This window comes from Mycobacterium europaeum (genome assembly GCF_034555895.2).
GTDB lineage: Bacteria > Actinomycetota > Actinomycetes > Mycobacteriales > Mycobacteriaceae > Mycobacterium > Mycobacterium europaeum.
The window spans coordinates 4,415,591-4,435,711 of the sequence record NZ_CP157315.1; the positions used below are offsets into that span (position 1 = coordinate 4,415,591).

Sequence of the window (20,121 nt, forward strand, 5' to 3'; positions counted from 1 at the left end):
CCGGCGGCGTCAGCCGGCCCGACGGGCCCGCGGGGCCGGCCGCGGGTTCATGCCGACTCCTGCTGCCCGTCCTCCATGAACCCAGGGCCGGCACCGAATCGCGGCGCCGCCGCCGCGTGCTTGCCGACAGCGCTCTGCCAACCGGCGAATCGCAGCCAGGCGTCGATGTAGTCGTTGCTGATGGGGGCGCTCATCGGCGGAACGTCGAAGGCCTCCGCCAGGGTCGGCAGGTGAGCGATCAGGGCGGTATAGCGTTTGGTGAGTTCGGCTTCGGCCTGTGCGGCGCGCTGCGGTGTCAGCAGCCCTGCCGCCGCGTACCACCCGGCGTTGGCGAGGCCCCGTTCCAGTGCGTAGACGGCGGCGAGGTCCTCGATGACCGCGCGGGCGGACGGATCGGCTTCGCGCACCGCGGCGGCGAACAGGGACTGGGCGGCGAGCCGTTCGGCCGTGGCACTGCTGAGCACGATGGCAAACGAGTCCGGGCCGATCGCGCCGACACCGGAATGCGTGCCCTGCCGACCGGCGGCAGCGATGGTCGATTCGCGTTCACAGAGCATCGCGATCCACCAGGGCGACTCCTCGGGCATGCCGGCAATCCGTAGCAGTGCCGGATCCATCCGGCCCAGGACGCGGCCGGTCGCGACTTGCAGCGACTGGTTTTCGCCCTCGGCGGTGATGATGCCCTGTGCGCTTCCGATGTAGTCGGTGATCAGGTTGTCGCGGAACATGCCCTGCGCCCCCAGCCGCTGGCGACACGTCTGCAGCACGTCGTGGGCGGTGTAGCTCAGCAGCGGTTTGGCCAGCATCGCCCTCAGATCGCGGTCGGAGGGATCGGCGGCGGCATCGGCAAAACGCGCGCGCACGTCGTTGGCGAAAGCCGTCATGGCATAGATCCGGGCCATGCTGGAGATCAGATCGCGCTGAACGCCGTCCCGGGCGCTCATCAGCACCTTGCCCGAGGTGAGTCGCTGCTGGGCGTAGCGCAGAGTCAATGCGAGGGCGGCCCGCGCCGAGGCAACGCTGGCCGCCGCCAACAAGATGCGGCCCGTCTGCAGTTGGCCGATGCTGCGGTGGAATCGGTCGCGCAGGGGCAGGTCGCAGGTGAAGGTGCCGTCGTCGTCGATGCGGGCGAAGTCGCCGCACAGCAACGCGTCCTCGGGGAGCACCACGTCGGTGAACCGGATCATCGCGTTGTCCATCGGTGCGTAGCCCTTCTCCGGCAGCGGCACGACGTCGACCCCGGGCGCGAGCCCTTCTTTTGTCCGCAGCCGGACCAGGAAGGGAAAGACGCCCTCGTCGGTTCCGTCGACGATGAGTCGAGCGGTGACAATGGTGGTCTTGGGGACTTCGGGGTCTGCGACATTGGGCATCCACTTGCACGCTTCGCCGCTCGGGGTGCTCAGCGTGAACCGACGTTCCTCCCGGTGCCACACCGCTCGGGTCTGCTGGTCCAGAACGTTGGTGCCATAACCCAATTCGGTCAACAGCATCACGCCAACCGCCGCCGTCGTGTCCAGCTCATCGAGGCACTGCCGTTGATATGCCGTTCCCCGTCCGAGGCGTTCGATGGCCCCGATGGTCAGGCTGAAGTGACCACTGAGAACCGGTAGCAGCCGCGGCGCCAGCGCCGCCGACCAGTCGAAGATGGCGGCGAGCTTGTGGTGATCCGCGGCGAGCTGACGCGAGGATCCGCCGAGTTCCTCGACGGTGGTGCACAGCAGCTCATAGCTTTTCCGCGCCTGTTCGGCGTACGCCGCGTGCGACTGCGGGGTGTCGTTGAGTGCGACGACGGCGTCGCGCACCCGCCGCTGCTCATGGTATTGATCGCCGAAAACGACGTGCCTGAGTGCGCGACGCACGCCTTGCCTGCCGGCTTCGTCGCCGTCGCCGCCCACGCCCCGCTCTCCCCCCGCCGAATCCTCAACTTGTGCAACGACGTAACGGCTTGCCGATCGATCGGTGTTCATATTGTGCCCCCCTCGACTCATTCACACGGCCATGATCACGACGCGACGCAATTGCGCCCGCCCTGCTTCACTGGTGATTCTTGAATGCGCGACTTTCGTCGGAATACACTGCGATCCAACGGTTCCGGCGAGTTACGGAACTGCCACGCGCCACGCGTCAGGCGAATCGCATCGCGAAATCGCTTGGACTGAGCCGCAAACCCGTCGACGATCGATCACCCGAAGCCATCCTCAATACGCCTTCAGCACGTGACATGCCAACCTTTGAGAACGGGTATGCATGCCCCGTTCGGTTGTGCTGTCCAGTCTGTAAGAGCGTCGAACCGCAAGCAACGCCTTGCAAATGAACGGGCGCGGACGATCCCGGAAACCTTGTCTCCGAACGGAATTCAGCGGCCGTCAGGACTCGGGCGGTTGGGAGGCCGACAGCAAAGCGGCCGCGGTCGACCGCAGCCGCCCGCGGCCGGGATACGACTGTTCACCACCCGGCATCTGACCGGTCGCGCCATCGCCTGAAAAGAGCTGCACGGACTCCTGGCCGGTCCTGGCCAGTTCGCAGCATGTGGCGGCCAACCGCCGCGCGAACCGCTCCGGGGTTCGCGCGGCAAGCTAATCGCGGGGAGCTAACCGCGCCGTCTAGCCGGCGTCGGCCAGCCGCTGCTTGAGCGCCTCGAACTCGTCCTTGACACCGGTGGGCAGGCGCTCGCCGACGAACTCGAACCACTCCTCGATCGACGGCAGTTCCTGGCGCCACTCGGCCGGGTTCACCGCCAACGCTTTCGCCACGTCGTCGCTGTCGACGTCCAGGCCGTCCAGGTCCATGTCTTCGGGGCCCGGCACGATGCCGATCGGGGTGTCCTGGCCACCGGCGCGGTGCTCGATGCGGTCGACGATCCACTTCAGCACGCGGCTGTTCTCGCCGAAGCCCGGCCACAGGAAGTCGCCGTCCTCATTGCGGCGGAACCAGTTGACGAAGAACACCTGCGGCAGCTTGGACTCGTCGGAGTTCTTGCCCAGGTCGAGCCAGTGCTGGAAGTAGTCGCCGACGTGGTAGCCCAGGAACGGCAGCATGGCCATCGGGTCGCGGCGCACGGTGCCGACCTTGCCCTCGGCGGCCGCGGTCTGCTCGCTGCCCATGGTGGCCCCCATGAACACGCCGTGCTGCCAGTCACGGGCCTGCGTCACCAGCGGCACCGTGGTCTTGCGGCGGGCGCCGAACAGGATGCCCGAGATCGGCACGCCCTGCGGGTCGTCCCACTCCGGCGCCAGGATCGGGCACTGCGACATCGGCGTGCAGTACCGCGAGTTCGGGTGCGCGGCCGTGGTTTCCGTCTCGCGGTAGTACCAGTCGTTGCCCTTCCAGTCGATCAGGTGCTCCGGGCTGCCCTCGAGGCCTTCCCACCACACCTCGTTCTCGTCCGTGAGCGCGACGTTGGTGAAGACGGTGTTGCCGGCCTCGATGGTGCGCATGGCGTTCGGGTTGGACTTCCAGTTGGTGCCCGGCGCGACCCCGAAGAACCCGAACTCGGGGTTGACGGCGTAGAGGCGGCCGTCCTTGCCGAACCGCAGCCAGGCGATGTCGTCACCGAGCGTTTCGGCGCGCCAGCCCGGGATGGTCGGCTGCAGCATGGCCAGGTTGGTCTTGCCGCACGCCGACGGGAACGCCGCGGCGAAGTAGTAGGCCTTGTTCTCCGGCGAGATGAGCTTGAGGATCAGCATGTGCTCGGCCAGCCAGCCCTCGTCGTGGGCCATCGCCGACGCGATGCGCAGCGAGTAGCACTTCTTGCCCAGCAGGGCGTTGCCGCCGTAGCCCGAGCCGTAGCTCATGATCTCGCGGGTCTCGGGGAAGTGGGTGATGTACTTCGTGTCGCTGCACGGCCACGCCACGTCCTTTTGGCCCGACTCGAGCGGGGCGCCGACGGAGTGCAGCGCCTTGACGAAGAACCCGTCGTCGCCCATCTTCTCCAGCGCGGCCTTGCCCATCCGGGTCATCACCTTCATCGAGACCACGACGTACTCCGAGTCGGTGATCTCCACGCCCAGCTTGGGGTCCTCGGCGCCCAGCGGGCCCATGCAGAACGGCACCACGTACATGGTGCGGCCGCGCATGCAGCCGCGGTACAGGTCGGTCAGGGTGGACCGCATCTCGGCGGGGTCCATCCAGTTGTTGGTGGGTCCGGCGTCTTCCTTACGTTCGGAGCAGATGAAGGTGCGGGACTCGACGCGCGCCACGTCGGAGGGGTCGGACAGCGCCAGGAAGGAGTTCGGGTGCTTGTGCGGGTTCAGCCGCTTGAACGTGCCCGCCTCGACGAGCTGATCCGTCAGCCGCTGCCACTCCTCGTCGGAACCGTCGGCGAAAACCACCCGCTCGGGCTGGGTGAGCTCGGCGACCTCCTGCACCCACGCCAGCAGCCCCTGATGTTTCGTGGGCGCGGTGTCCAAACCGGGAATGGTCGCTGAGGTCATCGAAGTCTCCTGAATTCTTCGTCGTACTCGGGCTTCTCTGGGTGCCTAATCGCCTATGCGGTCGCCCACACAACGCTTGACATGGTGGCGTTAACTACAGGTTATCGCGAGGATCTTGTCGGGGAAGTCTCGGGCAGGTATAAGCCTTCTCACACCAACGATTCAGAAGCGCCCGCAGCATCGGCATCGCCGCTCCTAGAAGGCGGTTTTTCGGTCGCTTCGGCTGCGCCGTCTTTCTTCGCGTCCGAGACGGTGTCACCGGCTGCAGGAGTACCCGCTTCACCGAGTTCTGCACGTACCGCGTCGAGGGCGGCCCGCACCGTGGGCATCTCGCGGTCCCGCGCGGCGGCGGCCCGCGACGCGGCGGTGGCGTAGGCGCGCAGCTCGCGGTCGATGGCGCTGACCTTCTCGCTCACCTCGGCGTTCTCCACCTCGTCCTGGGCCAGCACCGCCTTGCTTAGCACGGACTCGGCCACCAGGACGCGGGTGGCGACCAGTTCCTCGGCCACCGAACGCAGCGAGGAGGTCACGTCGCCCGCCCAGCGGTCCAGCAGCGCCCGGTCGCGCAGCAGGCTCCGGATGTTGATCACCAGGAGGGTGACCGCCAGCCCGATCGCCACACACGTGACCGCCGCGACGACGGACAGCGCCGGGCTCAGTCGCGCGGCCAGCCCGCTCATCAGGCGGCTCAAGGTGAGCGCCACCCCCAGGCCGAAGCCGGCGCCCAGCAGCGTCAGCAACCAGGTTTCGTGCCGGCGCGACTTCAGCGGCGGCGCCGGGACGTCGACCGTCGGCAGCTCCTCGGGGGCCGGCAGGGTGGTCGCAACCCCCACCACCTGCGCGACGTCGGCGAGGTGGGTGGTGGTGCCCTCGTTCACCTCGGCGACCACCTCGCCCAGCCGGTCGCGGGTGTGCGTTGCAAACCGGGGCATGTCACGCCGGGACAATCCCGCGACGTCCTCCTGCAGCTCGCTGCGCACCGACGAGCAGCGGTTGCGCGCGAAGTGAGACAGCTGGACCCGCGCCTGCTGGATCTGGCCGCGCAGCGTGACCGTGCGCTCGGTCTTGGCCTCCCGCCGCTGCCGCAGGGCCGTGCTGCGCTCGTCGCGCAGCGCGTCGACCCGGGCCCGCCGCCCGGCGCCGTCGGCGTCGCGGTCGAACCGCTCCGCGACGGTCTTGAGCCGGAACTCCCAGGCCCGCAACCTGTTCCGGCGCGCCAAGGCCGGGTCGGCCAGCTGCGCCGAGAGGGTCTCCACCAGCTCGTCGACGTCCGGCTCGCCGACGTCGGGCAGGGCGGCCGCGCCCACCCAGGGCACGCGGCCGTACCGCCCGGCGTGCGCGCCCAGCGAACCGCGGTTGGCGGCCAGCACCTCGCGCCACGCGCGGTGCACGTCGGTCTTGGACACCACCCCGACGACCGCGTCGGTGTGCGCGGCGGCGGCGTCCAGCAACGCGCAGTCCGACGGCGTGAGCTGGGCGGCCGCGGAGACGACGAACACCACCGCGGCCGGCACCTCGCCGGGACCCAGCTCCGCCGACTCGACGAACTTCTGCTCCGGCAGCCGTTCGGTCAGCACCGCCGCCACCGCGCTGACCCCGGCCATCCACGGCCCGGTCACCAGCACGACGTCGCGGCGGTGGACGGCGGGGGCGTCCAGCTCCGGTCCGATGCGCGCCACCAGCGCGTCGACCGCGGCGACCGGATCGTCGTGTTGCTCGCCGTTCACGGCCAGCCCCCCGGAGGCTGAGCGGGCAGCGATCCGCAGGCCTGCGACCACAGCCGCATCGATCCCCGGGCGATGTCGGCGCCGCAGGCGCGGTGCAGGTCGCTGACCGACGCGCGGCTGTAGCGCTGCCAGCGCACCGCGCGCGGCAGGTGCGCGGACGGGTCGCGGTCCCAGTCGGCGGGTCCCGAATTGTCCGGGTCCAGCCCGGCCGCCTCGGCCAGGTCGACGGCGGCCGCCATCCGCGCCACCACGGTGTCGTCGTGGGACAGGAAAGCACCGATCCGCTCCGCGGCTTCACCCGCGCCGACGGCCAGCGCCTCCAGCTCCGCGACGGCGTCGAGCACCCGCTGGTAGCGCGCCTCGGCGCCGGCGATCGAGATGCGGGACAGGACCGCGTCGACCCCGCTCGTCCTGCGCAGCAGGGCGCGCACCTGGGTGGCCGTTCTGCCCTGCCGGATCGCCGCGACGGCGAGCGCGATGCCGAACAGGTCCAGGGTGTCCAGCAGGCGCGTTCGCACGTCGGCCGGCACCGGGTTGTCGGCCGCCAGGAAACCGGCGAACGAACCATCGAGCGCGGCGGCCACACCGGGGTGCGCGGCCAGCGTCCGCAGCGCCGCCCACAGCCCGGCGTCCAGGTCGTCGAGCGCGGCGACCGCGAGCAGGCCCGTCAGCGGAACCATCGGCGCGCCCAGTGCGGCCCCGAGTTCGGCGCACCGCGTTCGCGCCGCCGCGATCGGCCCGTCCCCACGGCACAGGGATCCGGTCAGGTCGGCCTTGTTCAGCACCGCCACCACCGGGCGTCCGGCGCCGGCGATCGCGGCGACGTCTTCGGGCTTGACCACCTCGGCGGTCACGTACACCACAAGGTCGACATCGCGATCGTCGGTGGTTGTCACCGAGACGCCCGCGGCGGATCCGGCGCCGCGCAGCGCCCGCTCCACCGTGCCGCGGCCCACTCCGGGGCGCCCCGCGACGAGCACCCGCAGCGCGGCGGCCGTTCGCTCCGCGATCGCCGTGACCCGCGGGTCGGCGTGGCCGGCGGCGAATCGCGCCAGCTCATCGACGAAATCCCGGTGTCCTTGACCCCTCATGGTCCCCCTCATGCCCTCCCCGTTCGATTCGATGGGTCCGACCCGGGGGCCGATCGAGTCCCACCGAATGGTGACACCCGCGTCACTTTGATGCGAGCCACCGTTTGACTGTTACCAGCTGAAGGCAACTGTTGGGTATCAATCTGGACCAGGGGCGGCTACATCAATGGTTTATGGGCCACCATGGACAAATGCATGCGCAACCCGGGGTGGAAGTGTGTCCCGACGCGCCGGAGCAGTCGGACGGGACGCGCAACCAGCGTCATCTTCCAGCATCGACCTTTCGCTCCCGACGTTCCACCCTCTCCGACGCCCAGCGGCGGACCTGGGACCGGCGGTGGCCGGAGCTGGGCCTGTCCCTGGGCGCTTCGGCCTCCGAAGGCGCCGAGCCGCCGCTGGACACCCGGGCGTGGTTCGGACGCCAGGCGCCGCTGGTGCTCGAGATCGGTTGCGGCAGTGGCACATCAACCTTGGCGATGGCGACCGAAGAGCCCGAGGTGGATGTGCTCGCCGTGGAGATCTACAAGCGGGGCCTGGCGCAACTGCTGTGCGCGATCGAACGTGAGGGAGTGGGCAACATCCGATTGATCCGCGGCAACGCCCTCGATGTGTTGCAGCGGCTGATCGTGCCGGGTTCGCTGACCGGGGTGCGCGTCTTCTTCCCCGATCCCTGGCCGAAGGCCCGCCACCACAAGCGCCGGTTTCTGCAGACGGGCACGGTTGGCCTGATCGCCGACCGGTTACTCCCCGGTGGTGTCCTCCACGTCGCGACGGACCACCCCGGCTACGCCGAACACATCGGCGCCCTCGGCGACGCCGAGCCACGGCTGCGTCGCGCCGGCCCCGGCGACGCGCTGCCGATCTCGGTGGTGCGGCCGACCACCAAGTACGAGTCGAAGGCCCACGAAGCGGGCAGCGCCGTGACCGAATTCATCTGGCTACGACATGAGTAGGCGATGACCATGAGCCTGGCGGAAGAACAGACCGTAGCCCCCGTGGCGGCGTTGCCCGACGACGCGCTGGGCAGCTTCCCGCCCCCGGGCGGGCGCGTCTTGCTGGTGTGGGACGCACCCAACCTCGACATGGGTCTCGGCTCGATCCTGGGCCGGCGCCCGACCGCCCTGGAGCGGCCCCGATTCGACGCCCTGGGGCGCTGGCTGCTGGCGCGCACGGCCGAGGTCAGCGCCGGCCGGCCCGGTGCCGTGGTGGAGCCCGAGGCCACCGTCTTCACCAACATCGCACCGGGCAGCGCCGACGTCGTGCGGCCCTGGGTCGACGCCCTGCGCAACGTCGGATTCGCGGTGTTCGCCAAGCCGAAGATCGACGAGGACAGCGACGTCGACCGCGACATGCTCGCCCACATCGAGCTGCGGCGCAGCGAAGGGCTGGCGGCGCTGGTGGTGGCCTCGGCCGACGGGCAGGCGTTTCGGCAACCGCTGGAGGAGATAGCGCGCACCGGGGTCGCCGTCCAGGTCATCGGATTTCGCGAACATGCGAGTTGGGCGCTAGCGTCGGATACCTTGGACTTCGTCGACCTGGAAGACATCAGCGGTGTGTTCCGGGAGCCACTGCCGCGAATCGGCCTGGATTCGCTGCCTGACCAGGGAGCGTGGCTGCAGCCGTTCCGGCCGCTGTCCGCTCTGTTGACCGCGCGTGTGTGACACTGGAAAACCGATGCGCGGGTCGTTAACGATCCAGTAAGGAGCTTGCGTGTTCGCCTGGTGGGGTCGAACTGTGTACCGCTACCGGTACATCGTGATCGGGGTCACGGTAGCTCTGTGCCTGCTGGGTGGGGTTTTCGGGATGAGCCTCGGTAAGCATGTCACACAGAGCGGCTTCTACGACGAGGGCAGCCAATCCGTGAAGGCCTCGGTCCTGGGCGACCAGACCTACGGCCGCGACCGCACCAGCCACATCGTCGCCACCTTCACCGCCCCGCCGGGCAAAACGGTGGAGGACCCGGCATGGCGCAACAAGATCGTCGCCGAGCTCAACAAGTTCAAGGCCGACCACCCCGACCAGGTCGTCGGCTGGGCCGGCTGGCTCGCGGCCCCCGACAGCACCAACCCGGTCATCAAGGGCATGGTCAGCGAGGACAAGAAGCACACCTTCGTGTCCATCCCGCTCAAGGGCGACGACGACGACACCATCCTCAACAACTACAAGGCCATCGCGCCCGACTTGCAGAAGCTCGACGGCGGCACCGTGCAGCTGGCCGGCCTCGAACCCATCGCCAACGCGCTGACCGGCACCATCGCCACGGACCAGCGCCGCATGGAAGTCCTGGCGCTGCCCTTGGTGACGGTCGTTTTGTTCCTGGTGTTCGGCGGTGCGGTCGCCGCCGGCCTGCCGGCCATCGTGGGCGGGCTCAGCATCGCGGGCTCGCTGGGCATCCTGCGCCTCGTCGCCGTGTTCGGGCCGGTGCATTTCTTCGCCCAGCCGGTGGTGTCGCTGATCGGCCTGGGTATCGCCATCGACTACGGGCTCTTCGTGGTCAGCCGGTTCCGGGAGGAGATCGCCGAGGGCTACGACACCGAGGCCGCCGTCCGCCGAACCGTGATGACGGCCGGGCGGACCGTGACGTTCTCGGCGGTGCTGATCATCGCGTCGAGCGCCAGCCTGTTGGTGCTGCCCCAGGGATTCGTGCACTCGCTGACCTACGCGATCTTCGCCGCGGTGGGGCTCGCCGCGCTGCTGTCGATCACGTTCCTGCCGGCCTGCCTGGGGATCCTCGGCCGCCACGTCGACGCGCTGGGCGTGCGGACCGCGTTCCGCGTGCCGTTCCTGCGGAACTGGAAGTGGTCGCGGGCCTACCTGAACTGGCTGGCCGACCGGCTGCAGAAGACCAAGACCCGTGAAGAGGTCGAGGCCGGCTTCTGGGGCAAGCTGGTCAACTGGGTGATGAAGCGGCCGCTGGCCTTCGCCATCCCGATCGCCGTCGGCATGATTCTGCTCGTCATCCCGCTGGGCAACCTGTCGTTCGGCGGCATGAGCGAGAAGTACCTGCCCCCGGACAATCCCGTGCGCCTGGCGCAGGAGCACTTCGACAAGCTCTTCCCCGGCTACCGCACCGAACAGCTGACCATGGTGATCCAGAGCACCAACGGCAGCAAGGTCACCGACCAGCAGGTGGCCGACATCCGTAACCGGATCTCCTCGATCGGCGGCTTCACCGACAAGACGTGGGAGGAGCGGGCGTGTCCGACCATCGCCGGCAACCCGTGCGTCGCCGGGCCGAACGGGACGACGGTGCCCAAGGACGGCTCGGTGCGGGTGATCCAGAACGGGCTGGTCAACAAGAGTGACGCGGCGAAGAAGCTCGCCGAGCTGCGGGCGATCAGCCCGCCGAAGGGTCTCAACCTCTATGTGGGCGGCACCCCGGCGCTGGAGCAGGACAGCATCCACAGCCTGGCCGAGAAGGGGCCGTTGATGCTGGTGCTGTTGCTCAGCGCCACGCTGTTGTTGATGTTCCTGGCCTTCGGGTCGGTGGTGCTACCGGTCAAGGCCGTGCTGATGAGCGCGCTGACGCTGGGCTCCACGCTGGGCATCCTGACGTGGATCTTCGTCGACGGGCACCTGTCGGGAGTGCTGAATTTCACGCCGACGCCGCTGATGGTGGTGCTCATCGCGCTGGTCGTCGCCGTGGGCTTCGGCCTGGCCACCGACTACGAGGTGTTCCTGGTGTCGCGGATGGTCGAGGCGCGCGAGCGCGGCATGTCGACGGCGGAAGCGATCCGGATCGGCACCGCGACGACCGGGCGCCTGATCACCGCCGCCGCCCTCGTGCTCGCGGTGGTCGCCGGCTCGTTCGTGTTCTCCGACCTGGTGCTGATGAAGTACCTGGCATTCGGCCTGATGGCGGCGCTGCTGTTGGACGCGACCGTGGTCCGCATGTTCCTGGTGCCGTCGGTGATGAAGCTGCTCGGCGACGACTGCTGGTGGGCCCCGCGCTGGGCCCGCCGGCTGCAGAACAAGATCGGGCTGGGCGAGATCGACCTGCCCGACGAGCGCAAGCGGCCGACCCTCAACGGCCGGCCCGCGCGGCCTCCGGTCGGGGCCAGCCTGGTCGCCGCCGCACCGCGCCCGTCGCACGACCCCACCCACCCCGCCGCCCTCGAGCCGTCGCGCGCGACGCGCCCGGGACCGGCCGAGCCCAAGCCCGCTCCGGACGCGCCGGCGCGCGCCGCGGCACCCCCGGCCGACACCGCCACCACCCACATGCAGTCCCGGCCCGGTCAGCCGACGGAGGCGAAGACGGCGCGCCTCTCGGTGCCCACCGCGGCGCCGGCCCGTCCCCCCGCGCCGGGCCCGGCGGCGCCGCCACCACCGCCGTCGGGTGGCCAGACCCGGGCGATTCCGGTGCCCACCACCCGCTCCGACGATCAGGGCGACGCGGCCGAACCCACCACCGCCTTCCCGTCGATGCGGCCCGAGGGCGACGACTCCGACCCGGCCACCGAGAAGCTGAACTCCCACGAGCAGGTGGACGGCGGCGACGCGCGCCAGCGCCGCCGCTCCGGCGGCGGCCTGTCCGCCCAGGACCTGCTGCGCCGCGAGGGGCGGCTCTAGGCTTCAGGCCGCTTCAGGCCGCGCTAGCGGCCCGAATCCGACTTGGTTTCCGGTTCGTCGGGTTCCGCCTGCAGGATCGCGCCGCCGCCGTCGGCCTCCTCGGCCTGTTTCTCGGCTTCGGCGGCAGGATTCGGGGCGAGCAGCACCTGCATGGCGTTGTTGAGGAAGGCGACCGTCGGCACGGCCAGCAGCGCGCCGACTATGCCGGCGAGCACGCCGCCGGTGGAGATCGCCAGCACCACCCCGAGGGGGTGGATCGAGACCGCGCGGCCCATCACCAGCGGCTGCAGCACATGGGCCTCGAGCTGGTTCACCGCGATCAGCAGGCCGAGCGTGATCAGCGCGTACACGATGCCCTTGGCCAGCAGGGCGACCACCACCGCCAGCAGGCCCGAGATCAGGGCACCGACGAGCGGGATGAACGCGCCCAGGAACACCAGCGAGGCCAGCGGCAGCGCCAGCGGGATGCCCATGATCGCCAGGCCCGCGCCGACGCCGGCCGCGTCGGTCAGGGCCACCAGGAACGTCGCCCGCACGTACCCGGTCAGTGACCCGTAGCCGGCGCGGCCCGCCTCGCTCACCCGGTCGCGGACGTCGGCCGGGAAGATCTTGGACACGTAGGCCCAGATGTTGCGCCCGCCGTAGAGGAAGAAGATGAGGGTGAACAGCACCAGCACCGCCGCGGTGACCAGCTCGGTGATGGTGGCCGCGGTGGACAGGGCGCCGCTTTCCAGCTTCGCCTGGTTGTTGCGCAGCGCCTCGATGGCGGCGTTGCCCGCGTTGTCGATCTGTTCGCTGCGCAGGTGCGCCGGCCCGTGGATGAGCCAGTGCCGGGTGGACTCGATGCTGCGGGTCACCTGTTCGGTCAGGCCCGGCACGCCGTCGATGAACTGGATGACGACGAACGCCAGGACGCCGCCCAGGATCGCGAACCCGCCCAGCAGCACCAACGCCACCGCCCCGCCGCGGGGCAGGCCGCGCCGGTCGAGCCAGTCCACCACCGGCAGCAGCAGCGCGCTGAGCAGCAGCGCCACCAGCACCGGCACCACGATGACCTCGAGCCTCTTCACCACCCACAGCAGCGCGATCAGCGCCGCGAGGATGACCAGCAAACGCCAGGCCCAGGCTGCGGTCTTACGGACAAGGGGTTCGACCGAAGCGTCGTCGGTGTTTGCCGGCATTGGGTGAGCCTATCCGGCGGGGGACACCGCCAAACCTGCGTGGACCTGCCCGCCCACCGATGCGGGCGGGCCCGCGTCGGCACGATCCGGTTACGACGGCGACACGGTCGGCGCCGCGCGGCGATCCCCGCGCCACCTGCACCGTTACCCTAAATCACGTGTCGCACGACGCACCCGCCCGCAATCTCGACTTCCCGCGCGAAGAGGCCCCGCGCGGGAAGTACTGGTGGTTGCGATGGGTGATCCTCGGCTTCGTCGCGATCGTGCTTGCCGTGGAGGTCGCGCTGGGCTGGCATCAGCTGGCCAAGGCCTGGATGAGCCTGTACGAAGCGAACTGGTGGTGGCTGCTGGCATCGGTGGCGGCGTCGGCCGCGTCGATGCACAGCTTCGCGCAGATCCAGCGCACGCTGCTGCGGTCGGCCGGCGTGCACGTCAAGCAACTGCGGTCCGAGGCCGCCGTCTATGCCGCCAACTCGCTGAGCACCACGCTGCCCGGCGGTCCGGTGCTGTCGGCTACGTTTTTGCTTCGCCAGCAACGGATTTGGGGCGCCTCGACGGTGGTGGCGTCGTGGCAGCTGGTGATGGCGGGCGTCCTGCAGGCCGTCGGGCTGGCGCTGCTGGGGCTGGGGGGCGCCTTCTTCCTCGGTGCCAAGAACAACCCGTTCTCGTTGCTGTTCACCCTGGGCGGCTTCGTCGCGTTGCTGATCCTCGCCCAGGCGGTCGCGTCGCGACCGGAGCTGATCGACGGGATCGGCTGCCGGGTGTTGTCGTGGGTCAACTCCGTGCGCGGCCGGCCCGCCGACACCGGCCTGGACAGGTGGCGCGAGACGCTGATGCAGCTCGAATCGGTGAGCCTGGGCCGCCGCGACATGGGGGTGGCGTTCGGCTGGTCGATGTTCAACTGGATCGCCGACGTGGCCTGCCTCGGCTTCGCGGCCTATGCCGCGGGCGATCACGCGTCGGTCGCCGGGCTGACGGTGGCCTACGCGGCCGCCCGCGCCGTCGGCACGATACCGCTGATGCCCGGCGGGCTGTTGGTGGTCGAGGCGGTGCTGGTGCCGGGGCTGGTGTCCAGCGGCATGTCGCTGCCCAACGCGATCTCCGCCATGCTGATCTACCGGCTGATCAGCTGGTTGTTCATCTCGGCCATCGGCTGGGTGGTGTTCTTCTTCGTGTTCCGCACGGAGAACGTCGCCGTCCCCGACGACGAGGAGGCCGCGCCGGCGGTGCAGCAGGGTCAGCCCGCCGGCGATCCGACCGAGACCGCCCTGCAGGGCCCGCTGCCGCCCGATCGGGACGCGGAAACCGACAGCTAACCGGCGGTGTTGCCCCGCGGCGGACCCGACAGCGGGTTGGCCGGCGCCGCAGCGCCGGGCCCGGTGGCGACCGGCGGCAGTGCCCCCGCCGCGTTGCCCGGCAGGGCGGGCAGCCCGCCGGCCGCGCCCTGCGCCTGCTGCATCATGCCCATCGCCTGGGACGGCGAGATCGGCAACTTGCACTGCAGCGACAGGTTGGTCAACGGCTGGGCGATCGACGTCATGTCGCCGGCCACCTTGGGGTGGGCCTCGAAGTAGGACTTCAGGCCGGTCATCGACTGCGGGCCCGCCTGCTGCTGCAGCATCGAGGTCATCGTCTGGTTGGTCTCCGGGTGCGAGTCCAGGTAGTCGCCCATCGACTTGGACACCGAACCGATCGTCCGGGCCACCTCGCTGGCCGCGCACGGGTCGTTCGCGCCGGTCGCCGGCGGACCCGCCAGGACCGCCAGCGCGGCACCCGGCAGGGTGGCGGCGACGAGACCGGCGAAGATTCTGCGGCGCCCGGTCGCGGTGGCTCTCGTCATGGAAACTCCTTCACGGTTTGCCGGCGTCGCGCGCAGCACTGACGCCCCGCAAACGGCTGCAGTAGACAGGCCCATCGATCGCGGAGTTCCCCATGGCCCCCGCGGGCCATCCGACATCCTGCCATCGCCGGTGACGGCCCTGCCAGCCCACGTGAGCACGTGTGAGGAAAATCCCGCCCGGTCACCGCTTCACAACGACTTGGCAGCGTCTTGGCAACAAGGCCGTCGCTGCAGCTCAGGAACCAGAAAGCACACATGATCCACAGGCCGCTGCGGTATTCTCGCCAGCACGCGTAAGCGCGACACACGGGGAGTGGAAGAAATCCAGCAGTTAATGATGCGCCTTAGCCGCAGCCTGCGTAAGTACCGCTGGTTGGTCTTCACCGGCTGGTTGCTGGCTTTGGTCCCGGCCGTCTATCTGGCCCTGACGCAGTCGGGGAACCTCACCGGCGGCGGATTCGAAGTGGCCGGTTCGCAGTCGCTGCTCGTGCACGACCAGCTCGAGGAGCTCTACCACGACCAAGGGTCCTCCTCGCTGGCGTTGGTGGCCGCCCCCCGCCCGGACGCCAGCTACTCCGACATCAACGACGCGGTGGCGCTGCTGCGGCGGACCGCCGCCGAGGTCCCCGGCGTCTCGGAGGTGCCCAACCCCACCCAGCGGCCGCCGCAGCCCGATCGGCCGTACGTGCTGTCGCTGCGGCTGGATTCGCGGAACACCAGCGACGTGGCCAAGCAGCTGCGCAAGAAGGTCGGCGTCAACGGCGATCAGGCCGGCCAGACCGCGAACGGCCGGGTGCGGCTGTACGTGATCGGGCAGGGCGCCCTGTCGGCGGCCGCGGCGCAGAACACCAAGCACGACATCGCCGCCGCCGAGCGCTGGAACCTGCCGGTGATCCTCATCGTGCTGCTCGCCGTGTTCGGCTCGCTGGCCGCCGCGGCGATCCCGCTGGCGCTCGGGGTCTGCACGGTCGTGGTCACCATGGGCCTGGTCTATCTGCTGTCGGCCTACACGACGATGTCGGTGTTCGTGACGTCGACGGTGTCGATGTTCGGGATCGCGCTCGCGGTGGACTATTCGCTGTTCATCCTGATGCGCTTCCGCGAGGAGCTGCGGTCCGGCCGCGAGCCGCGGGAGGCCGTCGACGCCGCCATGGCCACCTCGGGGCTGGCGGTGGTGCTGTCCGGGATGACCGTGGTCGCCTCGCTCACCGGGATCTACGTGATCAACACTCCGGCGCTGAAGTCGATGGCGACCGGAGCGATCCTGGCCGTCGCGGTCGCGATGCTGACGTCCACCACGTTGACACCGGCCGCGCTGGCGACGTTCGGCCGGTCGGCCGCCAAGCGGTCGGCCCTGCTGCACTGGTCGCGCGGGCCGGAGGGGGGCCAATCCCGGTTCTGGAACCGCTGGATCGGCTGGGTGATGCGGCGGCCGTGGATGTCGGCGCTCGCGGCGTCGCTGGTCCTGCTGGCCATGGCCGCGCCGGCCTCGTCGATGGTGCTGGGCAACAGCCTGCTGCGCCAGTTCGACTCCGCGCACGAAATCCGTGCCGGGGTGGGCGCCGCGGCCGAGGCGCTCGGTCCCGGCGCGCTCGGCCCGATCCGCGTGCTGGTGACCTTCCCGGACGGCGGCGCCGCCTCCCCCGAACACGGCCAGACCATCAACGCGATCCGGCAGCGGATGGCGCAGGCGCCCAACATCGTTTCGGTCGCGCCGCCGCAATTCGCCGAGGACAACGGCAGCGCCCTGCTGTCCGCGGTGCTCTCCGTCGACCCGGAGGACATGCGCGCCCGTGAGACCGTCGGCTGGATGCGCGCGCAGCTGCCCAAGGTGCCCGACCGCGGGACGGCACGAGTCGACGTCGGCGGCCCGACCGCGCTGATCAAGGACTTCGACGACCAGGTGTCCAAGACCGAGCCGCTGGTGCTGGGGATCGTCGCGCTCATCGCGTTCGTGATGTTGCTGGTCTCGGTCCACTCGATGTTCCTGGCGCTCAAGGGCGTCCTGATGACCTTGCTGTCGGTGGCGGCCGCCTACGGCAGCCTGGTGATGGTGTTCCAGTGGGGCTGGCTGAAGGACCTCGGGTTCGCCCAGATCACCTCGATCGACAGCACCGTCCCCCCGCTGGTGCTGGCGATGACGTTCGGGTTGTCGATGGACTACGAGATCTTCCTGCTCACCCGCATCCGGGAACGCTTCCTGCACTCCGGCAACACCCGCGACGCCGTGGCGTACGGCGTGAGCACCAGCGCCCGCACCATCACCAGCGCGGCCCTGATCATGATCGCCGTCTTCGTCGGCTTCGCCTTCGCCGGCATGCCGCTGGTCGCCGAGATCGGCGTGGCGTGCGCGGTGGCGATCGCGGTGGACGCCACCGTGGTGCGGCTGGTGCTGGTGCCGGCGCTGATGGCGATGTTCGCCCAATGGAACTGGTGGATCCCGCCGTGGCTGTCGCGGGTCCTGCCGTCGGTCGACTTCGACCGGCCGTTGCCCGCGGTCGACCTGGCCGACGTCGTGGTGATCCCCGACGACATCTCGGCGCTGACCGCGCCCAACGCCGACCTGCGGATGGTGATCAAGTCGGCGGCCAAGCTCAAACACCTGGCGCCCGACGCCATCTGCGTGACCGACCCGCTGGCCTTCACCGGCTGCGGCCGCAACGGCAGCCAGCGGCAGGGCACCCTGCTGCAGTCGCCCGAGCAGGACCGGGGCCGAGATCCCGGGCAGATTCCGCATCAGGTCAACATCGAGGACGAGAAGGCGGGCGCCGGCGACCGGAAGATCAACGGCCACACCATCGGCGCCTCGGCGGCCAAAAAACGGGCCGGCGGGCTGGCGTCACGCAACGGCATCGCCAAGGCGATCGTCGGGGCAGACCGGCCCGTCCATCCGGTCACGTTGTGGCGGGGCCGGCTCTCGGTGGCCATCGACGCGCTGGAGAACGGCACCGGCGCCGAGGACCGGCCAAGATACGAGCGCCTGTGCCCGGTGGAGACCACCCATGTGCAGCTGCCCACGGGCGACCGGTTGCTGGTCCCGACCGGCGCCGAAACGCTGCGGCTCAAGGGCTACCTCATCATGTGCCGTAACAGCCGCCGCGATTACGCCGACTTTGCCGATATGGTTGAAACGTTGGAGCCCGAGACCGCCGCCGTGGTGCTGTCCGGAATGGACAGGTATTACTGTTGTCAGTCGCCCAGGCGGCAATGGATCGCCAGCCAGTTGGTGCGTCGACTCGCTGATCCCGATCCCTGGGATTTCAACGACGAGCAGGGGTCTGAGGCCGACGCCCACTCGGACTGGGAGGAGATCAGGCAGCGCTGCCTGTCGGTGGCCGTAGCGATGCTGGAGGAGGCGAGGTGACGTTGGCACCTGACCGACGCCCCGCGCCGCCGCAGCGGCCGGCCACCGACCCGCGCGGTCGCGACACCGCACCCAACCCGGATCTCGACCAGCCGGTGGAGTTCTGGCCGACCTCGGCCATTCGCGCCGCGCTACAGGGCGGCGACATCGCCACCTGGAAGCGCATCGCCGCCGCGTTGAAACGCGATCCGTACGGCCGGACCGCGCGGCAGGTCGAAGAGGTGCTCGAGGGCACCCGGCCCTACGGCATCTGCAAGGCGCTCTGGGAGGTGCTGGAACGGGCCCGCACCCACCTGGAGGCCAACGAACGGGCCGAGGTGGCCCGCCACGTGCGGCTGCTCATCGACCGGTCGGGCCTGGTGGAGCAGGAATTCGCGTCGCGCATCGGGGTGGCCGCCGAGGAACTCACCGCCTATCTGGACGGCAGCACCAGCCCGTCGGCCGCGTTGATGATCCGGATGCGCCGACTGTCGGACCGGTTCGTCAAGGTGAAGTCGGCGCGTTCGCCCGAATCCAACTGATCATCACCTGATCGGCAGCACGTCCGACACCAGCCAGGCGTCGTTGTGCTTGGTCAGCGCCACCCGCAGCGCCGGCGCCGACTGGCTGGGCGCTTGCCCCGGCGCGTTCTGGGTGACCCGCAGGATCACCGCCACGCTGGCCGCCGACGGCCCCAGGGCCTCGACCCCGGCCGACAGGGTGGCGGCCTGCGCGGTGACGTTGTGCTGGGCCAGCTCGGCGCTGGACTTCGCGTACTGCTCTTTGAAGGCCGCGGCGTGCTCCGGGACGATCAACGCGGTGGCCCGGTCGATGGAGGTGTCCGGCGCCCCCGGGGTGAACGACGCCATCGCCTCCGCCATCCCGGTGGCGACCCGAACCACGTCGCGGGAGTCGTCCTTGAACTGGCGGTCCACCCGCGTCCAGTGGGTGTATCCGGTGACCACCGCGGCCACCAGCGCGGCCGCGCACAGGAAGACGACGGCCAGTCGCAGGCCCGGCGCGTCGTCGTCGGTGCCGACGCTGACCGAATCGCGGCGCAACAGCCAGAAATTGACGCCCACGCCCTCGACGATCAGCAGCACCAGCACCGAGCAGACCGACACCCACCACAGCGGCCAGCCGAGCACCAGCCCGATCGCCAGCAACGCCGCGATCGCCGCCAGCGGCGCCAGGATGTCGAACGCGAGGAGCCGCCAGATGTTTCTCATCGGATCGACTCCAGACCGGAGATCATCAGCTTGCCGTCCACGTTGCACACGTCGAGCCGCAGATTCCAGTGCACCGTCTGCGGTTTGGCGCCGGCGTTCTCGCTGACCGACGTCGCGACCAGCAGCACCGAGTCCATCCGGCTCGCGAACGGCGGCAGCTTCGTGGTGACCACTTCTCTTGGGGGCCTCGCACGCTCCGGTTGGGTGTCCAGGTCGCGGTGCACGGTCTCGACGGCCACCGCGTCGATGCGCCCGGCGCTCTTGGACTGCAGCTTCTGCACCACCTGGCGGTAGGGCTGCATGGCGGCGTCGAAATCGGTGTTGAGTTCGCCGACCGTGCCGTCGTGCAGGCGCTGCAGGCTGGCGTCGACGTTGCCGCTGTTCATGTTGATCAGCACCCCCGTCCAGTCCGCGGCGGTCTGCATGACGCGGGTGAGGTAGCGGCGTTCGGCGATGTCGTCGCGGTGCGCCGACCACAGGAAGAACCCGAACACGACGGCGGCCACCGACAGCACCCCCAGCACGGCCGACGCGATGCCGTACGGGGAGAACATCGGGCCGCCCGCGGCGGCGGGCTCCTCGGAGTCGTCGTCGGGGGCTTCGGCGGGTTCGGCGACTTCCGCCGCTGCCGCTTCCGGGGTCGCTGGCTCGGTTGGCTGGCCGTCGGACATGGCCCGATCGTTGCATCCGACAAAGATGGAAGGATGG

Annotated in this window: 14 protein-coding genes; 6 read left to right on the top strand and 8 right to left on the bottom strand. The window is 69.9% G+C overall.

What is annotated here, in order from left to right:
- Positions 1–47 precede the first annotated feature (47 nt).
- The 4 genes from U8D42_RS20340 to U8D42_RS20355 all read right to left on the bottom strand — a co-directional run bounded on the left by U8D42_RS20340 (position 48) and on the right by U8D42_RS20355 (position 7,251).
- Positions 48–1,967, bottom strand: a complete 1,920-nt coding sequence (locus U8D42_RS20340) for an acyl-CoA dehydrogenase family protein (RefSeq protein WP_322858444.1) — start codon at positions 1,965–1,967, stop codon at positions 48–50.
- A 636-nt stretch (positions 1,968–2,603) separates the two neighbouring features.
- Positions 2,604–4,433 (bottom strand): phosphoenolpyruvate carboxykinase (GTP), encoded by a 1,830-nt coding sequence (locus U8D42_RS20345; protein WP_322858443.1) that lies wholly within the window; start codon positions 4,431–4,433, stop codon positions 2,604–2,606.
- Positions 4,434–4,582: 149 nt separating this feature from the next.
- Positions 4,583–6,160 (bottom strand): hypothetical protein, encoded by a 1,578-nt coding sequence (locus tag U8D42_RS20350; RefSeq protein WP_322858442.1) that lies wholly within the window; start codon positions 6,158–6,160, stop codon positions 4,583–4,585.
- Positions 6,157–7,251 (bottom strand): hypothetical protein, encoded by a 1,095-nt coding sequence (locus U8D42_RS20355; RefSeq protein ID WP_322858441.1) that lies wholly within the window; start codon positions 7,249–7,251, stop codon positions 6,157–6,159. Before U8D42_RS20355 ends, U8D42_RS20350 begins: the two co-directional genes overlap by 4 nt.
- Positions 7,252–7,424: 173 nt before the next feature.
- Between U8D42_RS20355 and trmB the strand changes: the two genes are divergently transcribed.
- Genes trmB through U8D42_RS20370 form a run of 3 tightly spaced genes read left to right on the top strand, consistent with a single transcriptional unit; the run spans position 7,425 to position 11,820 of the window.
- The gene (gene trmB / locus U8D42_RS20360; RefSeq protein ID WP_322858805.1) at positions 7,425–8,204 is read left to right on the top strand and encodes a tRNA (guanosine(46)-N7)-methyltransferase TrmB; all 780 of its coding nucleotides are present in this window, start codon (positions 7,425–7,427) and stop codon (positions 8,202–8,204) included.
- Positions 8,205–8,207: 3 nt separating this feature from the next.
- Positions 8,208–8,912, top strand: a complete 705-nt coding sequence (locus U8D42_RS20365) for an NYN domain-containing protein (protein WP_322858440.1) — start codon at positions 8,208–8,210, stop codon at positions 8,910–8,912.
- A gap of 49 nt (positions 8,913–8,961) precedes the next feature.
- Positions 8,962–11,820, top strand: coding sequence for an MMPL family transporter (locus U8D42_RS20370; protein ID WP_322858439.1), 2,859 nt, complete (start codon positions 8,962–8,964; stop codon positions 11,818–11,820).
- A 23-nt stretch (positions 11,821–11,843) separates the two neighbouring features.
- Here U8D42_RS20370 and U8D42_RS20375 read toward each other — a convergent pair whose 3' ends face one another.
- Positions 11,844–13,001, bottom strand: coding sequence for an AI-2E family transporter (locus U8D42_RS20375; protein WP_322858438.1), 1,158 nt, complete (start codon positions 12,999–13,001; stop codon positions 11,844–11,846).
- Positions 13,002–13,159: 158 nt separating this feature from the next.
- Here U8D42_RS20375 and U8D42_RS20380 point away from each other — a divergent pair, with 158 nt between their 5' ends.
- Positions 13,160–14,317, top strand: coding sequence for a lysylphosphatidylglycerol synthase transmembrane domain-containing protein (locus U8D42_RS20380; RefSeq protein ID WP_322858437.1), 1,158 nt, complete (start codon positions 13,160–13,162; stop codon positions 14,315–14,317).
- On the opposite strand, the gene U8D42_RS20385 is transcribed toward U8D42_RS20380, so the two are convergent.
- On the bottom strand, positions 14,314–14,841 hold the full coding sequence (locus tag U8D42_RS20385) for a hemophore (protein WP_085243577.1): 528 nt from the start codon (positions 14,839–14,841) through the stop codon (positions 14,314–14,316). The two genes, U8D42_RS20380 and U8D42_RS20385, sit on opposite strands and share 4 nt — an antisense overlap.
- A gap of 334 nt (positions 14,842–15,175) precedes the next feature.
- On the opposite strand from U8D42_RS20385, the gene U8D42_RS20390 reads away from it, so the two are divergent.
- Together U8D42_RS20390 and U8D42_RS20395 are read left to right on the top strand one after the other, a co-directional pair.
- Entirely contained in the window at positions 15,176–18,205 is a 3,030-nt protein-coding gene (locus U8D42_RS20390; protein ID WP_322858436.1) for an MMPL family transporter, read from the top strand.
- Complete coding sequence (locus tag U8D42_RS20395) at positions 18,202–18,726, top strand: transcriptional regulator (RefSeq protein WP_085243565.1); 525 nt, start codon at positions 18,202–18,204, stop codon at positions 18,724–18,726. The genes U8D42_RS20390 and U8D42_RS20395 overlap by 4 nt, the downstream gene beginning before the upstream one ends.
- Before the next feature lie 3 nt (positions 18,727–18,729).
- Here the strand turns inward: U8D42_RS20395 and U8D42_RS20400 are convergent, their stop codons facing one another.
- Entirely contained in the window at positions 18,730–19,413 is a 684-nt protein-coding gene (locus U8D42_RS20400; RefSeq protein ID WP_085243566.1) for a hypothetical protein, read from the bottom strand.
- Positions 19,410–20,084 carry a hypothetical protein gene (locus U8D42_RS20405; protein ID WP_085243567.1) on the bottom strand — a complete coding sequence of 225 codons (675 nt, stop codon included), beginning with the start codon at positions 20,082–20,084 and terminating at the stop codon, positions 19,410–19,412. Before U8D42_RS20405 ends, U8D42_RS20400 begins: the two co-directional genes overlap by 4 nt.
- Positions 20,085–20,121: the final 37 nt, after the last annotated feature.